Raw genomic sequence first — 18,110 nt, forward strand, 5'->3', positions numbered from 1 at the left:
GGAGTTGGGGAATCTCAACTCCTTTTGATGAGAATGATAGTTGGACACGGAATTGACATTGAAGAATTGGCTTCGATAGAAAGCGCAGTTACACGACATGAAGGTTTTGCTAAGCGCGTGCTGACCGCTAAGGAAATGGAAAGGTTTAACAGTCTTAAAGGGCGCAGGCAAATAGAATATTTGGCTGGTCGCTGGTCGGCTAAAGAAGCCTTTTCCAAGGCCATGGGAACTGGTATTGGCAAGCTCGGTTTTCAGGATTTGGAAGTCTTGAATAATGAACGCGGGGCTCCTTATTTTAGTCAGTCACCATTTTCAGGAAAGATTTGGCTGTCTATCAGCCACACAGATCAGTTTGTGACAGCCAGTGTCATTTTGGAGGAAAATCATGAAAGCTAGTCCGCATAGACCAACTAAGGCTCTGATTCATCTGGGAGCTATTCGACAAAATATTCAGCAAATGGGGGCTCATATCCCTGAAGGAACGCTCAAATTTGCAGTAGTCAAGGCTAATGCCTATGGGCATGGGGCTGTTGCTGTTGCGACGGCGATTCAAGATGATGTTGATGGTTTTTGCGTTTCCAATATTGATGAGGCTCTTGAACTCAGACAGGCTGGACTCAGCAAGCGAATCCTCATTTTAGGAGTTTCTGAAATCGAAGCTGTTTCTCTTGCTAAAGAATACGACATCACCTTGACAGTGGCTGGACTGGAGTGGATTAAAGCACTCTTAGATAAGGAAGCGGACCTAACTGGATTGACAGTTCACCTCAAGATTGATTCAGGAATGGGACGGATTGGTTTTCGAGAGGGTTGTGAGGCTGATCAGGCTCACGACTTGCTCCAACAACACGGTGCTCGTGTTGAAGGGATTTTTACCCACTTTGCTACTGCAGACGAGGAATCAAATGCCTACTTTAATGAACAGTTAGAACGGTTTAAAACTATTTTGGCCAGTATGAAAGGTCTTCCAGACTTGGTTCATGCCAGTAATTCGGCAACGACTCTTTGGCATGCAGAGACTATTTTCAATGCGGTTCGTATGGGAGATGCCATGTATGGCCTGAATCCTAGCGGAGAGGTCTTGGATTTACCCTATGACTTGAAACCAGCCTTGACCTTGGAATCTGCTCTGGTTCATGTCAAGACAGTTTCAACTGGAGCTTGCATGGGCTATGGAGCAACTTATCAAGCGGATAGCGAGCAAGTCATCGCGACGGTACCAATCGGCTATGCGGATGGTTGGACACGAGATATGCAGAATTTCACTGTCTTGGTAGATGGCCAAGCTTGCCCAATCGTCGGACGGGTTTCTATGGACCAAATCACCATTCGCTTGCCTAAGATTTATCCGCTAGGAACAAAAGTAACCTTGATTGGCTCCAACGGTGACAAGGAAATCACAGCAACTCAGGTAGCTGCCTACCGTGGGACTATTAACTATGAGGTGGTTTGTCTTCTCAGCGACCGTATTCCGAGAGAATATTATTAGAAAAGAAAGGAGTGGAGCATGAATCTACATCAACCCTTGCATGTCTTACCTGGTGTGGGACCAAAGTCAGCAGAGAAGTACGCCAAACTAGGAATTGAAAACTTGCAAGACCTCTTGCTCTACTTTCCTTTCCGTTATGAAGACTTCAAAACCAAGCAAGTATTGGAACTAGAGGACGGGGAGAAGGCAGTCCTATCTGGTCAAGTCGTGACTCCTGCTAGTGTCCAGTATTATGGTTTCAAGCGTAATCGCCTGCGTTTTAGCCTCAAGCAGGGAGAAGTCGTTTTTGCGGTGAATTTCTTTAACCAGCCCTATCTAGCTGATAAGATAGAGTTGGGAGCAACCCTTGCTGTCTTTGGAAAATGGGACCGCGCCAAGGCTAGTCTGACTGGGATGAAGGTCCTAGCTCAGGTGGAAGATGACCTCCAACCTGTTTATCGCTTGGCTCAGGGAATCAGTCAGGCCAGTTTGGTTAAGGTCATCAAAACGGCTTTTGATCAGGGACTGGACCTCTTGATAGAAGAAAATCTTCCCCAGTCTTTGCTGGACAAATACAAACTCATGTCCCGTTGTCAGGCAGTCCGAGCTATGCATTTTCCAAAGGATTTGGCAGAATATAAGCAGGCTCTTCGCCGTATCAAGTTTGAGGAGCTCTTTTATTTCCAAATGCAGTTGCAGACGCTCAAGTCTGAAAATAGAGTTCAGGGAAGTGGTCTGGTTCTGAATTGGTCTAAGGAAAAAGTGACAACAGTCAAGGAAAGCCTACCTTTTGCCCTGACTCCAGCTCAGGAAAAGAGTTTGCAGGAAATTTTAACTGACATGAAGTCGGATCACCACATGAATCGTCTCTTGCAAGGAGATGTGGGGAGCGGGAAAACGGTAGTCGCTGGTTTGGCTATGTTTGCGGCGGTGACAGCTGGTTATCAGGCTGCTCTCATGGTGCCAACAGAAATCCTTGCAGAGCAACACTTTGAGAGTTTACAGAACCTTTTTCCAGACTTGAAACTGGCTCTTTTGACAGGTTCCTTGAAAGCTGCAGAAAAGAGAGAAGTCTTGGAGACTATTGCCAAGGGTGAGGCTGATTTGATTATTGGAACCCATGCTCTGATTCAGGATGGGGTAGATTATGCTCGTCTTGGCTTGATTATCATCGATGAGCAGCACCGTTTTGGTGTGGGACAAAGAAGAATCCTACGAGAAAAAGGTGACAATCCAGATGTTCTCATGATGACAGCGACTCCCATACCAAGAACCTTGGCGATCACAGCCTTTGGCGATATGGATGTTTCCATTATTGACCAGATGCCAGCAGGACGGAAGTCTATTGTGACACGCTGGATCAAGCATGAGCAACTACCTCAGGTCTTGACTTGGTTAGAGGGGGAAATTCAAAAAGGCTCACAAGCCTATGTCATCTCTCCCTTGATTGAAGAATCAGAAGCTCTGGATTTGAAAAATGCCATTGCCTTATCAGAAGAGTTGACGGCTCATTTTGCAGGCAAGGCAGAGGTGGCTCTTCTACATGGTAAGATGAAGAGTGACGAAAAAGACCAGATTATGCAGGAGTTCAAAGAGAGAAAAACGGATATTCTGGTTTCGACGACAGTTATCGAGGTCGGGGTTAATGTTCCCAATGCGACTGTCATGATTATCATGGATGCTGACCGCTTCGGGCTCAGCCAGCTTCACCAGCTCAGAGGTCGTGTGGGTCGGGGAGATAAGCAGTCTTATGCAGTTCTCGTTGCCAATCCCAAGACTGATTCTGGGAAAGACCGCATGCGCATCATGACAGAAACGACCAATGGATTTGTTCTTGCTGAGGAAGATTTGAAAATGCGTGGTTCAGGTGAGATTTTTGGAACCAGACAGTCAGGTCTTCCAGAGTTCCAAGTGGCTGATATTATCGAAGATTTTCCGATTTTAGAAGAAGCCAGAAAGGTTGCTAGCTACATTAGTTCTATTGAAGGCTGGCAAGAGGATCCAGAATGGCGCATGATAGCTCTTCATCTGGAGAAGAAAGAACATTTAGATTAAGCTTTCTCTAAGGAAAACTTAAGCTAGCTTTCAGGTTTGCCCCTTATACTAGAGTCATCAAAAAGAAACGAGGACTCTCACATGACAGTAACGATTAAAGTAAATTACCAAACCACTTTCCAAAAGAAAGAAGCAACAAAATAAGATTGAACAGGAGAAAAGGGCGGAAATGCTCTTTTTTTGTTTCTAAAAGCACAATTTATTGAATCTAAAATAGCACACTGCGGATTCTAAAAAATTTCTAGAAATTATAGTAGATTGAATCCGAAATAGTCCACCGAGTTTTCTAAAACATTGCTAGAAATTAGCTTGAATTCCGCAATCAATTTGTTCAGTTTTTATTTCATTTAACTATAATTTGACTTTCCTAATTTCTTTGTTCATATCTTATTTCAATACACTATATCTTACTATTTCAGAGCCCACATCTAGCATAACTAAAAAAACAGATTCTCCCATCTATTACGGAAAAATCTGTCATTGATTAAATGATTTACAAAAACTCCAACCACGGCTTGCGAACCTTGTCTTTTCTGGTTTCTCTATATTTTTTAGTTCTTATTTATGATGCTCTTTCAATAGTTCTTCAAACTCAGAGACAGTCATACTCAACTGTTGACTGGCAACTTCAGAAGGCAAAAGACCTTGACGGACTAGATTTAATAGCGTCGACAAACTCCCTTCAACTTTCCCACGCTCCAGTCCCTGTTCGATACCTTCCGCCCTAGCTTGTTCCAAGGCATAGTCCTGCGCCAATAACGCTTGTTCTTCGCGCATACGTAGTTGACTAAACATTTTCCTGTCCTCCTCGGACCAGCTCTTGTAGTCTAGCAGTTGATCTGCCTGACTGATGGCTCGCTCGGGTTCCTGGGTAAAGGGTTTATTCCCGAAAAACTCCAACCACGGTTTACGAACCTCGTCTTTGCTGGTTTCTCTGTATTTTTTGAGTTCCAAGAATGCCATCTTGACTAGATGGTGTTCCTGTCCATTGTTTGTGATAGTTAAGATCTCACCTGTCGTGTCCTCGCGCATACTAAAGCTGTGAAAAGCCAAGTCATCTTGGAAGTAGTTGCTGTCCACAATTGCAATGGCGTAAACAGGAGCGATATGTTTGTAACTCTGGTGAGTGTCACCTTCACGTTGGCGAATTTTTTCAAGATTCTGATTGATCTGACTACATAAGTAAGCCCACAGGCGATTGATGAAAAAATTCTGATGATGGACTTGTATTTCGATGATAACTTGTGTGCCGTTGTCCAACTCCGCCAAGACATCTATGCTAGTATAGAAATCCTGGGCCGAGTAGGGCAGGGAAGGCAAGACGTGAATATTGCTCCCTTCCAAAATGGTTACATTTTTGGCTGGCAAGTCCAGCATATCGCGAATAAATTGACAAGTGATTTCTGGATTGCTGAAGATTTTCTTAGCAACCAAGTCATTGGTTGGGCTGATGCCCGGATGTCTGAGAATCATCCATTCCCTCCTTCTATTATACCATATTTTAAAATCTAATTTTGCTAGATTCGATGGTTCTATCTATTTATTCGGAAAAAAGAGGATAAATGAAATAGTAAATAAAAAATAAGAACAGCGGACAAGCAATAAATTTTAAGATTATCTGTCCTCCCAGTTTATCTGATAATAAATAAGGTTCGCAATATAGCCTTTTCTCTCTACCCCATTTGCAACAGTCTTTAGATAGGACATTCCAGTCTTATCCATAACATGACCTGAAGCTGGGTTGAGACTGGCATATCGTACTTTGACTTTTTGAAAACCTGCTTGAGTAAAACAGAAGTCTAAGATAGCTTTTAAGGCCTCTGTCATAAGACCACGACTCCAATAGTTTTTTCCTAAAACATAGCCAATTTCACAACTGGAATCATCCTCATTCATCTCAATGATGCTGATATCTCCTATCACTTGCTCTGGGTTTTCTTTGAGGTAAATGGCTCATTTGTAATAGTTGGGATTGGCATAGGAAGCAACCCAATTACGAATTGAGTTTCGAGTGACCTCAACATCAGGATGGGGATTCCAAGTAACATAGGTCAGATTCTCAGCAGACGAAGCCCGATTTTGAAACATGGCTTCCGCATCACTCTCCACAAATCTTCTCAAGATTAAACGGTTTGTCTGTAATATTTGCGTACCTATTGCTTTCATGATGTTACCTCGCTTTCTGGTGTGTGATTCTCTATTCAATCTCCATTGAAACTATAGTATATCGAGATAAACTGTAGACAAATCAACTGTGGCATTCACATTAATTTCTAAAAATACTTTAGAAGTTGATTGGTACTATTCTAGATTCAATTTATTAGACTTTCAGTCGATAGGCTTGAAGGAAAAAGCTAAATTCACTTTCTATTTACCCTTCTTTCTTGCATTGCTTTCTTAGATATGCTACAGTTATGGTATCGATTACAAAAAGGAGCATGTTATGAAAAATCCAGCTTTGTTAAAAGAAATCAAGACTTATAGAGGGCGAGATGAGGTTCCAGAAGACTTTGATGCTTTCTGGGATGGGGAAGTGAAAAAAGTTTCAACTCTTCCAGCCTACCACTTGGAGGAAAGAAATTTCTGCATTCCTCAAGTCAAGTGCTATGAGTTAACATTTGAAGGAACCCATGAAGGTAAGGTCTATGCGCGCGTCGTTCTTCCAAAGAGTGAGGAAAAAGTTCCTCTAATCTTCCATTTCCATGGTTATATGGGACGTGGCTGGGACTGGGCCGACATGTTGGCCTATACCGTATCTGGTTACGGTGTTGTCTCCATGGATGTGCGGGGCCAGTCAGGCTACTCGCAAGACGGCTTGCGTTCTCCTTTAGGGAATACCGTTAAGGGGCATATCATCCGTGGTGCTGTGGAAGGTCGGGATCATCTCTTTTATAAGGATGTTTATCTGGATATTTACCAGTTGGTTGAGATTATTGCCAGTCTGCCACAGGTAGATGAGAAGAGACTTTCTAGTTATGGTGCCTCGCAAGGAGGGGCTCTAGCTCTAGTTGCAGCAGCGCTCAATCCTCGAATTCAGAAAACAGTTGCCATCTATCCCTTCTTGTCAGACTTTAGACGAGTGCTTGAGATTGGGAATACTAGCGAGGCTTACGACGAACTGTTCCGTTATTTCAAGTTCCATGATCCCTTCCATGAAACTGAGGAGGAAATCATGGCTACCCTTGCCTATATCGATGTGAAAAATCTCGCTCATCGTATCAAGGGTGAAGTTAAGATGATTACTGGCTTGGATGACGATGTTTGCTATCCTATTACCCAGTTTGCGATTTACAATCGTTTGACCTGCGATAAGGCCTATCGTATCATGCCAGAGTATGCTCATGAAGCCATGAATGTTTTTGTCAACGACCAAGTCTACAACTGGCTTTGTGGTAGTGATATCCCTTTTAAGTATGTGAAGTGAGGAATGAGAGAGTCTAGTAGCTCTCTTTTTGTACAGAGTCTAGTCAGCAAATATTCTAGTTCATATATTCTTTGAAATTCATTCTCTTCGAAAATCTCTTCAAACCACGGCAGCTTTATCTGCAACCTCAAAGCAGTGTCTTGAATAGCCTGCGGCTAGCTTCCTAGTTTGCTCTTTGATTTTTATTGAGTATGAGTTTTTTTCTGGGCTGTGGTGTCAAACAATTCATTTTCTATCTAGTTGGGTATAAGCTATTTCAATACATTGGAAAGTGTCTGTGAAATATGTTATAATTTATAAGAAAATATACAGTTTCGCTACAAATGAACATTTATATATACGTTTATGTATAAGATGGTTTTCTCATTAGGATAATATCTTGTAAAAACGATATTCCTGTAGATACAGTACTTAAATAGCATTTGTAAAGGAACAAAATAATCTATAGCTATTTTTATTGTAAGAATCAAAGTAGAGAATGTTATGCTAATGGAAACTGTAATATTTTATTTTTTAGAATATACTTGGATAAATTAACTTTGAAAGTTAAAGTGAGGTAATGTATGTTTGTGTGTTTAAAAGGTTTAGGAAAATTTCGTAAATCCAAAGCTTATGGTTTGGTTGGTTGTTTGACACTATCCGCAGTGATTGGCTTAGCTGCACCAGAGTTACCAGTTATTGGTGGTGGGGTTGTTTCTGCTGATGTCATTCAAGGCGGTAGCGATATTCACGATGTGGACGTTCATAGTAAATCTGCAGAAGGTGTTGCTATGACTTACACAACTTATGACAGTGGAACGAGTGGAAAACAAACCGCATCAGGTAGCGGTGTCTTTGTAGCGCCGAATGTGATGGTAACAGTAGCTCATAACTACTATGATAAAAACCAAGAGGATAAGTCTGCGGTCTTACGTGGTGGAGAGTCTGCTCGTAGTTATGTTGTGATGAACTCAGAAACAGAGAAGAGTAACAAAGTACCCACATCAGGGGTATCCGAGTCTCTTGAAAAAGACTCTATTCATTTGTATGATGAGAAGAATTTTGGGAAAGACTATAGCAACGATTTAGCAGTAGTTATCACTAAAAAACCTGTCGAAGCTATGACAGGTGGTGAGGACTCTCCAAGAGAGTTGAGTGATAAAGAGGTTTCTACTGGTGATAAAATCACTATGGTAGGATATCCCAATGATTTTTCTACTCCTAATTTAAGTAAAGAAAATAAAGCTCGATTGAAAGATGGTAAGGCTTATTCAGTCTCCACAACTGTGAGCAGTATCAATAAAGAGAGTGGTGCAGTCACTTATCATTCCTCAGCTTTAGGAGGTTTTTCAGGCGCTCCTTTGTTTAATGATAAGGGAGAGGTAGTTGGTATCCACCAGCATGGAACCAATACTTCAAGCGCCCCTGAGAGTGAGCGTATTGGGGGTGGTACGATTTTTACGGCCAAGCACAGAGCTTGGATTCGTTCTATGATTGATAAATATGGTATAAAGGGTTGGTATATAGACGGTTCAAGCCGTTACTACTATGATGAAAATCATATAGCTTTAAAAGATGTAGAGTCTGAGATTGACGGTGCTTTGTATAGTTTTGATGAAAAAGGTCGAGCTACTTTAGTAAAAGGTGAAGAAAAAGGTCGTGTTCTACTTCGAGTGGAAGATACTAAAGGAACTCCTTTGATTTCAGATAAGGTTGTTCAGGAAGGTCCTGTTGGAAGTGGCTTGAATTTTTATTTAAGACAAAATCCAGATTTCAAACAGTTAATAGCAACTTCCCCAACAGCTAAAGTTGTATCCTATAACGGAGTGCCAATTAACAAACTAGCAAGTGATACTACTTGGTCTGATGACTATGTCAGTAAGTTAGCTTTAGGAGATACAATTATAAGAGCGGTAGTAGATTTGGTAACTACTCCATCTACCTCTTCTTCGGATTTTGCAAGAACGGAAGTTGGTAAAGTCGATTTGAGTGGTAAATCGAACTTACCTGTACCTAGTAAAGAGGTGTTACAAGCTCCGAATGGCTCAGAAAATTTCTATGCTACAACGCACATTCAAACGCCAGATGGGTCGGGGTCAGGTACTTTAATTGCACCCAATTTGGTGTTAACAGTTGCTCATAATTTCTTAACAGTTAAAGGTTCTGAGGTAGTTACTAAATCTGGTCGCACCAATACAGTGTATAAAGCAACTTTACCGAATGGGTTGTCTGTGAATTTTTCAGATGATGATATTGTTTATTGGAATAAGAAAGACTCTGTATTTGGATTTAAAAATGACTTAGCTTTGGTTCGGTTAAAAGAAGCAGTAAAAGGAGTAACTCCTGTAGAGGTTGTAAAACAATCTTCGAAAGTTGCAGAGGGGGATTCAGTTTCGGTCTATGGTTTTCCAGATAACAAGCTAAGTCCAGTTTTATATAGCAAAGTAGTAGGAACTACAGACTTCGGTTCTGGAATAGAGGGAATTAGCTACGGAGGTACGAAACCTGGAGCGTCTGGTGGAGGTCTTTATAATGATAAAGGTGCTTTAATTGGAGTTCACCAAAATGGTGTTGTAGGAAGCCGTAGTGGTGGTTTGGTTTTATCAAAAGAGCAGCTGGATTGGGTTCGTTCTTATATTGAGGGTCAACCAAAAGATCCTGTCTATGTGGAAGATAAAGAAGTGGAACCTTCTAAGAAGGATTCGGATAAGGATTTAGCTGGGAAATTAGATCCAAAAAAAGATAGTGGAAAAGAAGATTCTGGTATTTTAGGTACATCTGGTGACTTTGCAGCTCCTACAGTAGATAAGCCAGAGTTTAGAGGCGGGGTCAATGGTGCAGATGCTGAGGTTCATCACATTTCAGACTTCACAGGCGGAGTGAATGGAGGCGACTCACTTGTTACAGAAGTTCCAGAGTATAGTGGTGTTCTATCTACATTAGGAGATTCTCCAGCTCCTAATGTAGCTAAGCCAGAGTTTAGAGGCGGGGTCAATAGTTCGGTTGCTGAGATTCATCATCTTTCAGACTTTACAGGCGGAGTGAATGGAGGCGACTCACTTGTTACAGAAGTTCCAGAGTATAGTGGTGTTATATCTACATTAGGTGATTCTCCAGCTCCTACCGTAGCTAAGCCAGAGTATATGGGTGATACATTATCAAGCTCAGGAGAAGAATCGGCTCCAACAGTTGAACAGTATGCCTTTACAGGCGGAGTGAACGGAGACGACTCACTTGTTACAGAAGTTCCAGAGTACAGCGGTGTTCTATCCACATTAGGAGATTCTCCAGCCCCTACAGTAGCTAAGCCAGATTTTAGAGGTGGCGTGAATGGTGCGGAGACAGCAGTTCATGAAATCCCTAGGTACAAAGGTGGTACGAATGTAGCCGATGTAGCTGTACATGAATTTGCAGAATATAAGGGAGCAGATTCTCCTGTAACTCTTGCTCAGCAGATACTTCCTGGTACAGGGGAGAAGGAGAATGTAGTCCTTACCTCCCTAGGACTAATAGGTTTCTTCCTTGGATTGTTTGCAATGGGGAAAAAGAGAGAATAATTTTAATCATTTGGCTTTGTAAAAATAGAAAGAGGTAATGGAAATAAAATAACCTTACCTCTTTTTAAATTAGTCACATTGTTGAAAGTTATATGCATCGTAAAAAAATTTTACAAAATTTTTAAAATGAAGCGTATGTACACCAGTTTTATATGAATTACCATCAATGATAAAATCATCTACTAGTGAATCCAAATTATCTAACCGTATAATTCTATGTTGCATTTTAAATCTATTTTTTAATGAATACGTAGGAAAAATAATTTTGAAATTTTCAAATTCTAAATTGGAATTGATTTCACATAATACGAAATACTCAAATAGTGCAGCTTGGAATGTTTGGATGATAAAGCAATCATAACCTTTTTTTCCTGCGTCTACGCAAACAAGAAAATTTTTAAATCGAAATTTATTTTCAGAAGAGAATACTAATGGGCAATCAGAACGAAAAATTTTTTCATTTTTTCTACTTTTTTGCTTTAATTTTTCAAATTTAAGTACATTAGTCAAATTTTCAATATTATCAATCTTTTCAAGTTGGTCATCTATTGAATAAATTAATTTCACACTTTTCAATTTTGTGTTTTGATTTATAGTAAATTGAAGATTACCTATTTCTGAGAAAGCGAAATATGGAAAAGTATGATTCCCCTTCGAAAGTGATGAATAATTTCTTAGAGGTATTGAAGCTTTTATGTCTTTTTTCTGAACGTGTTTTTCCTCTAAAATAACATCATTAATCTTAAAATCATTATTTTTATATTGAAAAGCTTGCCAAATAGTATTGATAATTAATCCTGTAGTTATATTTGAAAAATAGGGATTATTTTGTATAATTGGAAAATAGTTAGGAAATTGTTGAAGGAAAGAACTTAGAGTATCTTTGCCAATTAAATCTGTAATAACCTTTTTTAGTTCGTCCATTAGCAGTCGCATCCAATCATTATATTTGTTTTTTATTATACACTTTTTAAAAAGATAGGTCTACTCAACAGATTAATAGATACAATAAATTTCTATAGAATATTGGAATCGTAATTCTCTGAAACTACTTTCAGAAACAGCTGTTCTATAAAATACTTTTGAAACTGGAATCTATCCTACTACAAAGTATTGAAAGCGCTTCATAAATGATATATAATGACCTCATAAGAACAAAGAAAAGGAGGAAAGAGGATGCCACAGATTACTAAAGAAGCCTTGATTGCACAAATCAAAGATGGAATCATCGTTTCTTGTCAGGCCCTTCCTCACGAACCGCTTTATACAGAAGCGGGAGGAGTCATTCCCTTGCTGGTCAAAGCGGCTGAGCAAGGTGGAGCAGTTGGTATTAGAGCAAACAGTGTTCGTGATATCAAGGAAATCAAGGAGGTTACCAACCTTCCAATCATTGGGATAATTAAACGAGATTATCCACCTCAAGAACCTTTTATCACTGCCACTATGAAAGAAGTTGATGAATTGGCAGAACTTGATATAGAGGTAATTGCTCTGGATTGTACCAAGCGTGAACGCTATGATGGTTTGGAGATTCAAGACTTTATTCGTCAGGTTAAGGAGAAATATCCTAACCAGCTCTTGATGGCTGATACAAGTACTTTTGAGGAAGGATTGGCAGCTGTTGAAGCAGGAATTGACTTTGTCGGAACAACTTTATCAGGATACACATCTTACAGTCCAAAAGTGGATGGTCCTGATTTTGAATTAATCAAAAAACTCTGTGATGCTGGTGTAGATGTCATTGCAGAAGGGAAAATCCATACACCAGAACAAGCCAAACAAATCCTGGGATATGGAGTGCGAGGCATCGTTGTCGGTGGCGCTATTACTAGACCAAAAGAGATTACAGAACGCTTCGTTGCTGGTCTTAAATAAAAAAATAAAGAAAGGGGGATTGAGTATGATTATTACAAAAATTAGTCGTTTAGAAACTTATGTGGGAGTAAATCCACATTTTGCAACATTAATAGATTTTCTAGAAAAAACAGGACTAGAAAATTTAACAGAAGGTCCGATTGATATCGATTGTGATCGATTGTTTGGAAATTGCTTTACTTATCTAGCGGACGGTCAAGCAGGGGCCTTCTTTGAAACCCACCAAAAATATTTGGATATTCATTTAGTTTTGGAAAACGAAGAAGCCATGGCTGTTACGTCACCGGAAAATGTAAGCGTTACCCAAAAATATGATAAAGAGAAAGATATTGAATTATACACAGGGGAAGTGGAACAGTTAGTTCATTTGAGAGCTGGCGAATGCCTCATCACTTTTCCAGAAGATTTACATCAACCCAAGGTTCGTATAAATGATGAACCTGTGAAAAAAGTTGTCTTTAAAGTTGCGATTTCTTAATGTAGAAAGGGAAGAACAATGAAAAAAATGAGAAAGTTTTTATGTCTAGCTGGAGTTGCGCTAGCAGCCGTTGCCTTGGTAGCTTGTTCAGGAAAAAAAGAAGCTACAACTAGTACTGAACCACCGACAGAATTATCTGGTGAGATTACAATGTGGCACTCCTTTACTCAAGGACCACGTTTAGAAAGTATTCAAAAATCAGCAGATGCTTTCATGCAAAAGCATCCAAAAACGAAAATCAAGATTGAAACATTCTCTTGGAATGACTTCTATACTAAATGGACTACAGGTTTAGCAAATGGGAATGTGCCAGATATCAGTACAGCTCTTCCTAACCAAGTAATGGAAATGGTAAACTCAGATGCTTTGGTTCCGCTAAACGATTCTATCAAGCGTATTGGACAGGATAAATTTAACGAAACTGCCTTAAATGAGGCAAAAATCGGAGATGATTACTACTCTGTTCCTCTTTATTCACATGCACAAGTCATGTGGGTTAGGACAGATTTGTTAAAAGAACATAATATTGAGGTTCCTAAAACTTGGGATCAACTCTATGAAGCTTCTAAAAAATTGAAAGAAGCTGGAGTTTATGGCTTGTCTGTTCCGTTTGGAACAAATGACTTAATGGCAACACGTTTCTTGAACTTCTACGTACGTAGTGGTGGTGGAAGTCTCTTAACAAAAGATCTTAAAGCAGATTTGACAAGTCAACTTGCTCAAGATGGTATTAAATACTGGGTTAAAATGTATAAAGAAATTTCACCTCAAGATTCTTTGAACTTTAATGTCCTTCAACAAGCTACCTTGTTCTATCAAGGAAAAACAGCATTTGACTTTAACTCTGGCTTCCATATTGGAGGGATTAATGCCAACAGTCCTCAACTGATTGATTCAATTGATGCTTATCCTATTCCAAAAATCAAAGAATCTGATAAGGACCAAGGAATTGAAACCTCAAACATTCCAATGGTTGTTTGGAAAAATTCAAAACACCCAGAAGTTGCTAAAGCATTCTTAGAATCACTTTATAATGAAGAAGACTACGTTAAATTCCTTGATTCAACTCCAGTAGGTATGTTGCCAACTATTAAGGGGATTAGCGATTCTGCAGCCTATAAAGAAAATGAAACTCGTAAGAAATTTAAACATGCTGAAGAAGTAATTACTGAAGCTGTTAAAAAAGGTACTGCTATTGGTTATGAAAATGGACCAAGTGTACAAGCTGGTATGTTGACTAACCAACACATTATTGAACAAATGTTCCAAGATATCATTTCAAATGGAACAGATCCTATGAAAGCAGCAAAAGAAGCAGAAAAACAATTAAACGATTTATTTGAGGCTGCTCAGTAGATGTAAAAGACTAGAAAATAGGTGGGCTAGTGAGCTGAAAAGCCCTAGCCCAATCTTGTAAAAGAAGGGAGAAGGAGAATGGTTAAAGAACGTAATTTAACTCGCTGGATATTTGTTTTGCCAGCTATGATTATCGTAGGATTACTCTTTGTTTATCCGTTTTTCTCGAGTATTTTTTATAGCTTTACCAATAAGCATTTGATTATGCCTAATTATAAATTTGTTGGTTTAGCTAACTATAAAGCTGTGCTATCAGATCCCAACTTCTTTAATGCGTTCTTTAATTCAATTAAGTGGACCGTTTTCTCATTAGTTGGTCAAGTTTTAGTAGGGTTTGTATTGGCTTTAGCTCTTCACAGAGTACGCCACTTCAAGAAATTATATAGGACCTTATTGATTGTTCCTTGGGCATTTCCTACAATCGTTATTGCCTTTTCTTGGCAGTGGATTCTAAACGGGGTTTATGGCTACTTACCTAATCTAATCGTAAAATTAGGTTTAATGGAACATACGCCTGCATTTTTGACAGATAGTACATGGGCATTCCTATGTTTGGTGTTTATCAACATTTGGTTTGGAGCGCCGATGATTATGGTTAATGTGCTTTCAGCTTTGCAAACAGTACCAGAAGAACAATTTGAGGCTGCTAAGATAGATGGTGCTTCAAGTTGGCAAGTGTTCAAATTTATCGTTTTTCCACATATTAAAGTGGTTGTAGGGCTTCTAGTTGTTTTGAGAACTGTATGGATCTTTAATAACTTTGACATTATCTACCTAATTACAGGTGGTGGACCAGCCAATGCTACAACGACGCTTCCAATTTTTGCCTACAACCTAGGTTGGGGAACTAAATTGTTGGGTCGTGCTTCAGCAGTTACAGTATTGCTCTTTATCTTCTTGGTGGCAATTTGCTTTATCTACTTTGCTATCATCAGTAAGTGGGAAAAGGAGGGTAGAAAATAATGAAGAAGAAATCCGGTATTTATTTAGATATTCTCTCACATGTACTCTTGATTGGTGCGACCATCGTTGCAATTTTCCCATTGGTATGGATTATCATATCTTCTGTCAAGGGTAAAGGGGAATTAACTCAGTATCCAACACGATTTTGGCCTGAACAATTTACATTAGATTATTTCACTCATGTTATCAACGATTTGCACTTTATTGATAACATTCGAAACAGTTTAATCATTGCCTTAGCTACAACCGTTATTGCGATTATTATTTCTGCTATGGCAGCCTATGGTATTGTTCGATTCTTCCCTAAATTGGGAGCAATCATGTCGAGATTACTTGTCATTACCTACATTTTCCCACCAATTTTGTTAGCAATTCCCTATTCAATTGCCATTGCTAAAGTTGGATTAACAAATAGTTTATTTGGCTTGATGATGGTTTATCTATCTTTTAGTGTTCCATATGCAGTTTGGCTCTTAGTTGGATTTTTCCAAACAGTTCCAATTGGAATTGAAGAAGCAGCTAGAATTGATGGTGCAAATAAATTTGTTACATTTTATAAAGTTGTGCTACCGATTGTAGCACCAGGTATTGTAGCAACAGCTATTTATACATTTATCAATGCTTGGAATGAATTCTTGTATGCTTTAATTTTGATTAACAATACAGGAAAGATGACAGTAGCAGTAGCTCTTCGATCTCTTAACGGTTCAGAAATTTTAGACTGGGGAGATATGATGGCAGCATCTGTTATTGTGGTTCTTCCATCAATTATTTTCTTCTCTATTATCCAAAATAAGATTGCAAGTGGATTATCAGAAGGATCTGTGAAGTAAACGAAAGAAGGAAAAAATGAATAAGAGAGGTCTTTATTCAAAACTAGGAATTTCTGTTGTAGGAATTAGTCTTTTAATGGGAGTACCCACTTTGATTCATGCGAATGAATTAAACTATGGTCAACTGTCTATATCTCCTATTTTTCAAGGAAGTTCATATCAACTGAACAATAAGAGTATAGATATCAGCCCTTTGTTATTAGATAAATTGTCTGGAGAGAGTCAGACAGTAGTAATGAAATTTAAAGCAGATAAACCAAACTCGCTTCAAGCTTTGTTTGGCCTATCTAATAGTAAAGCAGGCTTTAAAAATAATTACTTTTCAATTTTCATGAGAGATTCTGGTGAGATAGGTGTAGAAATAAGAGACGCCCAAAAAGGAATAAATTATTTATTTTCTAGACCAGCTTCATTATGGGGAAAGCATAAAGGACAGGCAGTTGAAAATACACTAGTATTTGTATCTGATTCTAAAGATAAGACATACACAATGTATGTTAATGGGATAGAAGTGTTTTCTGAAACAGTTGATACATTTTTGCCAATTTCAAATATAAATGGTATAGATAAGGCAACACTAGGTTCTGTTAATCGTGAAGGCAAGGATCATTACCTCGCAAAAGGAAGTATTGATGAAATCAGTCTATTTAATAAAGCAATTAGTGATCAGGAAGTTTCAACTATTCCCTTGTCAAATCCATTTCAGTTAATTTTCCAATCAGGAGATTCTACTCAAGCTAACTACTTTAGAATACCGACATTATATACATTAAGTAGTGGAAGAGTTCTATCAAGTATTGATGCACGTTATGGTGGGACTCATGATTCTAAAAGTAAGATTAATATCGCCACTGCTTATAGTGATGATAATGGGAAAACGTGGAGTGAGCCAACTTTTGCTATGAAGTTTAATGACTATGAGGAGCAGTTAGTTTACTGGCCACGAGACAATAAATTAAAGAATAGTCAAATTAGTGGAAGTGCTTCATTCATAGATTCATCCATTGTTGAAGATAAAAAATCTGGGAAAACGATATTACTAGCTGATGTTATGCCTGCGGGTATTGGAAATAATAATGCAAATAAAGCCGACTCAGGTTTTAAAGAAATAAATGGTCATTATTATTTAAAACTAAAGAAGAATGGAGATAACGATTTCCGTTATACAGTTAGAGAAAATGGTGTCGTTTATGATGAAACAACTAATAAACCTACAAATTATACTATAAATGATAAGTATGAAGTTTTGGAGGGAGGAAAGTCTTTAACAGTCGAACAATATTCGGTTGATTTTGATAGTGGCTCTCTAAGAGAAAGGCATAATGGAAAACAGGTTCCTATGAATGTTTTCTATAAAGATTCGTTATTTAAAGTGACTCCTACTAATTATATAGCAATGACAACTAGTCAGAATAGAGGAGAGAGTTGGGAACAATTTAAGTTATTGCCTCCGTTCTTAGGAGAAAAACATAATGGAACTTACTTATGTCCCGGACAAGGTTTAGCATTAAAATCAAGTAATAGATTAATTTTTGCAACATATACTAGTGGCGAACTAACTTATCTCATTTCTGATGATAGTGGTCAAACATGGAAGAAATCCTCAGCTTCAATTCCGTTTAAGAATGCGACAGCAGAAGCGCAAATGGTTGAAATGAGAGATGGTGTGATTAGAACATTCTTTAGAACTACTACAGGTAAGATTGCCTATATGACTAGTAGAGATTCTGGAGAAACATGGTCAGAAGTTTCGTATATCGATGGAATTCAACAAACTTCATATGGTACACAAGTATCTGCAATTAAATACTCTCAATTAATTGATGGAAAAGAAGCAGTCATTTTGAGTACACCAAATTCTAAAAATGGCCGTAAGGGAGGCCAATTAGTTGTCGGTTTAGTCAATAAAGAAGATGATAGTATTGATTGGAAGTACCACTATGACATTGATTTGCCTTCGTATGGTTATGCATATTCTGCGATTACAGAATTGCCAAATCATCACATAGGTGTATTATTTGAAAAATATGATTCATGGTCGAGAAATGAATTGCATTTAAGTAATGTAGTTCAGTACATAGATTTGGAAATTAATGATTTAACAAAATAAAGGAGAAAAAAC

At 38.6% G+C, this 18,110-nt stretch carries 13 protein-coding genes and 1 pseudogene; 11 read left to right on the forward strand and 3 right to left on the reverse strand.

All coding sequences use genetic code 11. The features are described 5' to 3' along the window. Positions 1 to 33 precede the first annotated feature (33 nt). From acpS to recG, 3 genes are read left to right on the forward strand one after another with little or no spacing between them, the layout of a single operon-like run. Positions 34 to 396, forward strand: coding sequence for a holo-ACP synthase (gene acpS / locus CYK18_RS08035; protein WP_033681488.1), 363 nt, complete (start codon positions 34 to 36; stop codon positions 394 to 396). Continuing rightward, positions 386 to 1,489, forward strand: a complete 1,104-nt coding sequence (alr, locus tag CYK18_RS08040; RefSeq protein WP_101786040.1) for an alanine racemase — start codon at positions 386 to 388, stop codon at positions 1,487 to 1,489. Before acpS ends, alr begins: the two co-directional genes overlap by 11 nt. 18 nt (positions 1,490 to 1,507) lie before the next feature. Further along, positions 1,508 to 3,523 (forward strand): ATP-dependent DNA helicase RecG, encoded by a 2,016-nt coding sequence (gene recG, locus CYK18_RS08045; RefSeq protein ID WP_101786042.1) that lies wholly within the window; start codon positions 1,508 to 1,510, stop codon positions 3,521 to 3,523. A 558-nt stretch (positions 3,524 to 4,081) separates the two neighbouring features. Here the strand turns inward: recG and CYK18_RS08055 are convergent. Then, positions 4,082 to 4,996, reverse strand: coding sequence for an Rpn family recombination-promoting nuclease/putative transposase (locus CYK18_RS08055; protein ID WP_101786044.1), 915 nt, complete (start codon positions 4,994 to 4,996; stop codon positions 4,082 to 4,084). 141 nt (positions 4,997 to 5,137) lie between these two features. Next, positions 5,138 to 5,689, reverse strand: a pseudogene (locus tag CYK18_RS08060) (GNAT family N-acetyltransferase). A gap of 277 nt (positions 5,690 to 5,966) precedes the next feature. Between CYK18_RS08060 and CYK18_RS08065 the strand changes: the two are divergent. Beyond that, positions 5,967 to 6,947 (forward strand): acetylxylan esterase, encoded by a 981-nt coding sequence (locus tag CYK18_RS08065; protein WP_101786047.1) that lies wholly within the window; start codon positions 5,967 to 5,969, stop codon positions 6,945 to 6,947. A 563-nt stretch (positions 6,948 to 7,510) separates the two neighbouring features. Next, a complete protein-coding gene (locus tag CYK18_RS08070) occupies positions 7,511 to 10,483 on the forward strand; it encodes an SIALI-17 repeat-containing surface protein (RefSeq protein ID WP_257960175.1) in 2,973 nt (990 codons plus the stop codon). A 69-nt stretch (positions 10,484 to 10,552) separates the two neighbouring features. Here CYK18_RS08070 and CYK18_RS08075 read toward each other — a convergent pair whose 3' ends face one another. Next, a complete protein-coding gene (locus CYK18_RS08075; protein WP_142374387.1) occupies positions 10,553 to 11,407 on the reverse strand; it encodes a hypothetical protein in 855 nt (284 codons plus the stop codon). A 252-nt stretch (positions 11,408 to 11,659) separates the two neighbouring features. On the opposite strand from CYK18_RS08075, the gene CYK18_RS08080 reads away from it, so the two are divergent. The 6 genes from CYK18_RS08080 (at position 11,660) to nanB (ending at position 18,098) form a co-directional block, all read left to right on the forward strand. Next, entirely contained in the window at positions 11,660 to 12,358 is a 699-nt protein-coding gene (locus CYK18_RS08080) for an N-acetylmannosamine-6-phosphate 2-epimerase (RefSeq protein ID WP_004258578.1), read from the forward strand. A 25-nt stretch (positions 12,359 to 12,383) separates the two neighbouring features. Continuing rightward, positions 12,384 to 12,836, forward strand: coding sequence for a YhcH/YjgK/YiaL family protein (locus CYK18_RS08085; protein WP_101786051.1), 453 nt, complete (start codon positions 12,384 to 12,386; stop codon positions 12,834 to 12,836). Positions 12,837 to 12,854: 18 nt separating this feature from the next. Further along, the gene (locus CYK18_RS08090; protein WP_000738774.1) at positions 12,855 to 14,192 is read left to right on the forward strand and encodes an ABC transporter substrate-binding protein; all 1,338 of its coding nucleotides are present in this window, start codon (positions 12,855 to 12,857) and stop codon (positions 14,190 to 14,192) included. Positions 14,193 to 14,270: 78 nt separating this feature from the next. Beyond that, positions 14,271 to 15,155, forward strand: a complete 885-nt coding sequence (locus CYK18_RS08095; RefSeq protein ID WP_000237988.1) for a carbohydrate ABC transporter permease — start codon at positions 14,271 to 14,273, stop codon at positions 15,153 to 15,155. After that, positions 15,155 to 15,988: a carbohydrate ABC transporter permease gene (locus CYK18_RS08100; RefSeq protein ID WP_000730332.1), complete on the forward strand. Its 834-nt coding sequence runs from the start codon at positions 15,155 to 15,157 to the stop codon at positions 15,986 to 15,988. Before CYK18_RS08095 ends, CYK18_RS08100 begins: the two co-directional genes overlap by 1 nt. A gap of 16 nt (positions 15,989 to 16,004) precedes the next feature. After that, positions 16,005 to 18,098: a neuraminidase NanB gene (gene nanB / locus CYK18_RS08105; RefSeq protein ID WP_101786053.1), complete on the forward strand. Its 2,094-nt coding sequence runs from the start codon at positions 16,005 to 16,007 to the stop codon at positions 18,096 to 18,098. The last annotated feature ends 12 nt before the right edge of the window (positions 18,099 to 18,110 follow it).

This window comes from Streptococcus mitis, from assembly GCF_002860865.1.
Taxonomy (GTDB): Bacteria; Bacillota; Bacilli; order Lactobacillales; family Streptococcaceae; genus Streptococcus; species Streptococcus mitis_AT.

What these genes read in the sequence shown, in the direction of transcription:
- CYK18_RS08095 (WP_000237988.1), top strand. Translation starts at nt 14,271, where the DNA reads ATGGTTAAAGAACGTAATTTAACTCGCTGGATATTTGTTTTGCCAGCT.
- alr (WP_101786040.1), top strand. Translation starts at nt 386, where the DNA reads ATGAAAGCTAGTCCGCATAGACCAACTAAGGCTCTGATTCATCTGGGA.
- acpS (WP_033681488.1), top strand. Translation starts at nt 34, where the DNA reads ATGATAGTTGGACACGGAATTGACATTGAAGAATTGGCTTCGATAGAA.
- CYK18_RS08085 (WP_101786051.1), top strand. Translation starts at nt 12,384, where the DNA reads ATGATTATTACAAAAATTAGTCGTTTAGAAACTTATGTGGGAGTAAAT.
- CYK18_RS08055 (WP_101786044.1), bottom strand. Translation starts at nt 4,996, where the DNA reads ATGATTCTCAGACATCCGGGCATCAGCCCAACCAATGACTTGGTTGCT.
- CYK18_RS08090 (WP_000738774.1), top strand. Translation starts at nt 12,855, where the DNA reads ATGAAAAAAATGAGAAAGTTTTTATGTCTAGCTGGAGTTGCGCTAGCA.
- CYK18_RS08070 (WP_257960175.1), top strand. Translation starts at nt 7,511, where the DNA reads ATGTTTGTGTGTTTAAAAGGTTTAGGAAAATTTCGTAAATCCAAAGCT.
- CYK18_RS08080 (WP_004258578.1), top strand. Translation starts at nt 11,660, where the DNA reads ATGCCACAGATTACTAAAGAAGCCTTGATTGCACAAATCAAAGATGGA.
- CYK18_RS08100 (WP_000730332.1), top strand. Translation starts at nt 15,155, where the DNA reads ATGAAGAAGAAATCCGGTATTTATTTAGATATTCTCTCACATGTACTC.
- CYK18_RS08065 (WP_101786047.1), top strand. Translation starts at nt 5,967, where the DNA reads ATGAAAAATCCAGCTTTGTTAAAAGAAATCAAGACTTATAGAGGGCGA.
- recG (WP_101786042.1), top strand. Translation starts at nt 1,508, where the DNA reads ATGAATCTACATCAACCCTTGCATGTCTTACCTGGTGTGGGACCAAAG.
- nanB (WP_101786053.1), top strand. Translation starts at nt 16,005, where the DNA reads ATGAATAAGAGAGGTCTTTATTCAAAACTAGGAATTTCTGTTGTAGGA.
- CYK18_RS08075 (WP_142374387.1), bottom strand. Translation starts at nt 11,407, where the DNA reads ATGGACGAACTAAAAAAGGTTATTACAGATTTAATTGGCAAAGATACT.